Source organism: Pseudomonas agronomica (genome assembly GCF_025917275.1).
GTDB classification, from domain to species: domain Bacteria; phylum Pseudomonadota; class Gammaproteobacteria; order Pseudomonadales; family Pseudomonadaceae; genus Aquipseudomonas; species Aquipseudomonas agronomica.
Map to the genome: position 1 here is coordinate 1 of NZ_JAOSHO010000358.1, position 5385 is coordinate 5385.

Consider the following 5385-nt stretch of genomic DNA (forward strand, 5'->3'; position numbering starts at 1 on the left):
CGCTCGACAGCTCCTACACAGCTCGGCAGCCCAGCGGCCTCGCCACGGGGTCCTGTGGTTACTTGAGGGTCAAGACCCAAGCCGCCAGGGTCTTGGCCTCTTCTTCCGTCACCGGGTTGGCCGGCATCGGCATCGGTCCCCAGTTGCCTTGGGTGCCTTCCTTGATGTGTTTGGCCAATACGTCCTGGGCTCCGGCGACGCCAGCGTTTTTTGCCGCGACGTCCTTGAGCGCCGGGCCTACCACCTTGGTGTCGATGGAGTGGCAGGCCGCGCACGGCTTGCTCTTGAACAGTGTCGGGCCATCATCGGCCAGGGCCGGCAGGCTATAGGCGGCGGTCAAGGCCAGTGCGATCAGAATAGGCTTCATGGTTTTTCCTCTTATTGATGGGGCTCAATAGATGTCGTGTTGGGTGTTGTAGACGTTGAATTTCCCGGTCGGGGTGATCAGGCGCTTGTCCTTGATCACGTCCTTGACCTTGAGGGTCTTGTCATCGATCACCACCAGCGCCGACTCGTCTTCCTGGCCACTCCAGACCGAGAACCAGACTTCGTCGCCGGCCTTGTTGTATTCCGGTTGCACCACGCGCAAGGCACCTTTCTTGATGCCGGCGTACTCGGCAATCGGCAGCACGGTGTAGCCAGCGTCGAGGTTGTCGATGTTGAACACCGCCACCGATTGGCTGAGCTTGGCGTCCGGGCTGAGGGTGGTGTCGACGTACAGGTGACGGGACTGTGGATGGGTCTTGATGAACAGCGAACCGCCGCCCTGGCCCTGCAGCGAACCCACCTGTTTCCAGGCGTATTGCGGGTGCTTGACCGGGTCGGTGCCGATCAACGAAACCCCGGCATCGCCCAGGTGGCTGGTGGCCCAGACCGGTCCGTAGAGCGGATGGTTGAAGTTGGCGCCGCGTCCCGGGTGCGGGGTCTTGCCGACGTCCACGAGCGCGGTGAGCTTGCGTTCCTTGGAGTCGATCACCGCGACTTTGTTGGAGTTGTTGGCGGCCGTCATGAAGTAGCGATGGCTGCTGTCCCAACCGCCGTCATGCAGGAACGGCGCGGCGTCGATGCTGGTGATGGTGAGGTTCTTGATGTCCTGGTAGTTGACCAGCATCACCTTGCCGGTTTCCTTGACGTTGACGATGAACTCCGGCCATTCGTGGGAGGCGATGATCGCCGCGACGCGGGGTTCGGGGTGGTATTGCTGGGTGTCGACGGTCATGCCCCGGGTCGAGACGATCTGCTTGGGCTCCAGGGTCTCGCCGTCCATGATCGTGAACTGCGGCGGCCAGTACGAACCGGCAATCGTGTACTTGTCTTCGTAGCCCTTGAACTTGGAGGTTTCCACCGAGCGGGCTTCGATGCCCACCTTGATTTCCGCGACCTTGGTCGGCTCTTTCGGCCACAGGTCGATCATGTCGATCTTGGCGTCCCGACCGATCACCAGCAGATAACGCCCGGAGGCTGAGATGCGCGAGATGTGTACCGCGTAACCGGTGTCGATCAGCTTGACGATTTTCTTGGTGTCGCCGTCGATCAGGGCGATCTTGCCGTCGTCGCGCAGGGTCACCGAGAAGAGGTTTTGCAGGTTGAGATTGTTCAACTGCCTGGTGGGTCGGTCCTCGGGCTTGACCAGGACTTTCCAGGTCTTGCGGGTTTCCGCCATGCCCCATTCCGGCGGTGTCGGCGGGGTGTGCTGGATGAACTTGGCCATCACCGTGATCTGGTCTTTGGTCAGGGCGTTGGAGGTGCCCCAGTTCGGCATGCCGGCGGCGGAGCCGTAAGTGATCAGCGCCTCCAGGTAGGCCTGGCCGCGCGCCTGGGTGATATCGGGTGTCAGGGGCTTGCCGGTGGCGCCCTTGCGCAGCACGCCGTGGCAGCCGGCGCAGCGTTGGAAGTAGATTTCCTTGGCCGCATCGAAGTCGGCTTGGCTCAGGTCCGGCGCGCCGTCGGTCTTGACCATGCGCGGGCTGTCCTGCGAAGTGGCCTGCGCAGGCGGTTGGTCGGCGAAGACGTAAGGGGAGGCCAGCACTGTACACAGCGCCGTGACCCTCATCGCCCACGATTTTTTGTGGCTGATCAGCATTCCATTTCTCCTCAGGCATGACCCGCGCTGCCCCCGTAGATGTCGTCCGGCGCGCAGATTCTTGGTGCGCTGCAAGGCTATGCCGAGGGCAATGGTTAACCGCTTGACGGCGATCAAGTTTGCCGGCCGCAAGCCTTGCCAGGTTGTCGCAGGGCCTCGTAGCTTGAGTGGCAATCCGTTGTCTGATCAGGCCATTCCATGAACGCCATCGCTACCGCGCAACACCCCGACGAACCCTTCTACCAAGCCCAGGACAACGAACAGGCATTGTTCGAACAGGCCTGGCGCCACGGCATGCCGGTGCTGATCAAGGGGCCGACGGGCTGCGGCAAGACCCGTTTTGTCCAGCACATGGCCCACCGCCTGAAACTGCCGCTGTACACCGTGGCGTGCCACGACGACCTCAGCGCGGCGGACCTGGTGGGCCGTCACCTGATCGGCGCCCAAGGCACTTGGTGGCAGGACGGACCGTTGACCCGGGCGGTACGCGAGGGCGGCATCTGTTACCTGGATGAAGTGGTCGAGGCGCGCCAGGACACGGCGGTGGTGCTGCACCCGCTGGCGGACGATCGTCGGCAGCTGTACCTGGAGCGCACCGGCGAGGTTTTGCAGGCGCCGCCGTCGTTCATGCTGGTGGTGTCGTATAACCCCGGCTACCAGAACCTGCTCAAGGGCATGAAACCGAGCACGCGCCAGCGTTTCGTGGCGATGCGCTTCGGCTACCCGACGGTGCCCGACGAAGAGCGCATCGTTGCCCGCGAGGCTGGAGTCGACATGGCCTTGGCCGCCCAGGTGGTGCGCTTGGGGCAGGCGCTGCGCCGGCTCGATCAGCACGACTTGGAGGAGGTCGCGTCCACCCGTCTGCTGATCTTCGCGGCCCGCATGATCGGCGCTGGGATGGATCCGCGCCAAGCTTGCCTGGCGTGCCTGGCCGAACCCTTGAGCGACGACCCGCAAACCGTCGCCGCGCTGATGGATGTGGTCGATGTCCACTTCGGCTGAACGCGTGGGCGTGGCCCGGCGATTGCCCGGGGATCTGGCGATGTGGTTCTTCATCCTCGCCGAGCTGTCGGTGTTCGCGCTGCTGATCCTCGCGTTCACCGTCGCCCAGGCGCTGCACCCCCAGATGTTCAGCGAAGGCCGCCAGTTACTCGACCGCTCCACGGGCCTGGCGATGACCCTCAGCCTGCTGACCGCCGGGCTGTTCGCCGCCCTGGCCCTGGAGCAGGCCCGGCAAGACCGGTCGCGTCGAGCCGCGCTGTTGTTGGGCGGCGCGTTGCTGCTCGCTTGTGGCTACGTGGGAATCAAGCTCAACGAGTATGCCCACCTGCTGGCGAACGGCCTCGGCATGGAGCACAACACCTTCTTCACCTTGTACTGGATCCTCACCGCGTTCCATTTCCTCCATGTGCTGCTGGGCATGGTCATCCTCGCATGGCTGGCCGAGGGCTGCCGCCGGCGGCGCTACTGCGCGCAGCAACACAGCGGGCTGGAATCCGGCGTGCTGTATTGGCACATGGTGGATCTGGTCTGGGTGCTGCTGTTCCCGGTGGTCTACATCCTCGATTGAATGGAGATGCCCGTGTCGACGTCCCGTGTCCTGATCATTTGCTGGACGATGCTGGCCGTGCTCAGCACCGCCACCGTCGCCTTGGCCCAGGTCGCTGCCAGCGGACTGGTGGCAATCGCCATCCTGGCAGTCGCCGTGACCAAGGCCTGGCTGATCGCCGACGGCTTCATGGAACTGCGCAATGCCCCGCGGTTATGGAGGCGGTTGGTGTTGAGCTGGGCGGTGGTGCTGGCGGTGGGGGTTTCGTTTGGGGTTTGAGTCCCTGCGCAACTTCCGGTGGGACGGTCGCTGACAGCCAACTGGGGCAGGAGTCATCCATGGAACATCCACTCAACCTTTTCTGGGCCAATTGTCACCCGATCCGGGAGCAGGAAACGGCTCTCCCACTTACGTACGTTTAGTGTTGGCAGGATCTCGCCCTGTTCGAAGCGGCGGATGACGTCGTACGCGCCGGCGATCCAGTAGCCGGTATGCGGGCAGGCCTGGCCGCTGTGGCAGGTCGGTGCGGGTTGGGGGATCGTGATGAATGCAGGTGAGCTGGGCGTGGGTCTGCCGGTGGCGGGTTCGAGACCCTTGGCCTCGGCCAGCTCGCTGATCAGCGCTTCGCTGGGTTTTTGCGGTGGGACGTTGGCCAGGCGGGCTTCGAGCCATTGGAGTTTGCCGTCCCATTCAGGCAGCTTGGCGGGCGGCAGGGGGAGGATTTCGTTGATTTCGGGGACGGTGGGATTGGCGTAGGAATACCTCGCCAGGATTCGCCAGATGGTTTCGTAGCGTTCGGCGCGTTCGAGGTCCTCTTGTTGGCCGAGGTAGTACAGTTCATTAGTAATGGGATGAGCTCTAAATGCTTCTTCCAACCAACCGGCCGAGGATTCATATCCAGCAGCCACCCCTAATTGGAATGCCTCAATCGCTTCTCGGTACTGTCCCTTTCCTTGAAGATTGATACCAAGAGCGACGGCGGCCTTGCCATGACCCTGTTCGGCCGCACAGCGGCGCATCTGCCGCGCTATATCTGGCGCAATTCTGATAGGTGCCAACTTGTCGCCAACAAGATACTGAGCTTGGGCGTTGCCCTGATCGGCTGCCTTACGGAAGTAACGCAACGACATCTCTGCGTCCTGATGCAGACCCGCCGAGCCCTGTTGCAGGAAAATTCCGACAAAGTAGTAACCCGTCGCCACACCTGCGTCGATCAAGATTTGGCTCATACGCAAGTGTTGGGCGCCCCTGAGCTCGAAACGACCGCGCATGGCACCGTTCTGCAAATTGATATTGGCCTTGTAATGACCATGCTCAGCGGCGATGCGATACAGCCGCTCGATCTCTAGATCTACGGTTTTGTCCTGCTTGAGCTGGTTGTTCTTTTGCAACCAGCGTGCGTACTGAAACAGGACATCACTTTCAGCGGACGGCGCCGGGATCGTTTCGTGTTGGCAGGTAAAGGCGAGCTTGGCGTTGATCTCGGTTAGAGGTTTCACGGAAGGGTCCTTTTTGGGGAAATTAAAAGTACCGTCGCTGCTGCAAGCGACCAGCAACAGGCAGGTGAGAGCGAGGAACCGGCGCATCAGTCGAGGTCCTTCAGAACGGCTTTGTCGTAATAAAACTCGACGAGTGAAGTATCGGGCGTCAATTCGTTCGTTTGACGGTCTTTGTTCTTGTCGATAATCTCCTCCCAAGCCTTAAACGCCTTCTCCGGATCATCCTGCGACCCCTTTTTTTTCGTATGCAGATC

Annotated in this window: 6 protein-coding genes; 3 read left to right on the forward strand and 3 right to left on the reverse strand. The window is 61.9% G+C overall.

What is annotated here, in order from left to right; translation table 11 throughout:
* Positions 1-58: 58 nt before the first annotated feature.
* Positions 59-367 carry a c-type cytochrome gene (locus tag OC610_RS20420; protein WP_030137677.1) on the reverse strand — a complete coding sequence of 103 codons (309 nt, stop codon included), beginning with the start codon at positions 365-367 and terminating at the stop codon, positions 59-61.
* Between the two features lie 24 nt (positions 368-391).
* On the reverse strand, positions 392-2083 hold the full coding sequence (gene nirS / locus OC610_RS20425) for a nitrite reductase (protein ID WP_456300305.1): 1692 nt from the start codon (positions 2081-2083) through the stop codon (positions 392-394).
* A gap of 198 nt (positions 2084-2281) precedes the next feature.
* Here nirS and OC610_RS20430 point away from each other — a divergent pair, with 198 nt between their 5' ends.
* The 3 genes from OC610_RS20430 to OC610_RS20440 are packed head-to-tail and all read left to right on the forward strand — an operon-like array spanning position 2282 to position 3911.
* On the forward strand, positions 2282-3085 hold the full coding sequence (locus tag OC610_RS20430) for a CbbQ/NirQ/NorQ/GpvN family protein (RefSeq protein WP_264430248.1): 804 nt from the start codon (positions 2282-2284) through the stop codon (positions 3083-3085).
* Entirely contained in the window at positions 3069-3653 is a 585-nt protein-coding gene (locus OC610_RS20435) for a cytochrome c oxidase subunit 3 family protein (protein WP_264430249.1), read from the forward strand. Before OC610_RS20430 ends, OC610_RS20435 begins: the two co-directional genes overlap by 17 nt.
* 12 nt (positions 3654-3665) lie before the next feature.
* The gene (locus OC610_RS20440; protein ID WP_264430251.1) at positions 3666-3911 is read left to right on the forward strand and encodes a cytochrome C oxidase subunit IV family protein; all 246 of its coding nucleotides are present in this window, start codon (positions 3666-3668) and stop codon (positions 3909-3911) included.
* Positions 3912-3964: 53 nt separating this feature from the next.
* On the opposite strand, the gene OC610_RS20445 is transcribed toward OC610_RS20440, so the two are convergent.
* Positions 3965-5218: an SEL1-like repeat protein gene (locus tag OC610_RS20445; protein ID WP_264430253.1), complete on the reverse strand. Its 1254-nt coding sequence runs from the start codon at positions 5216-5218 to the stop codon at positions 3965-3967.
* Positions 5219-5385: the final 167 nt, after the last annotated feature.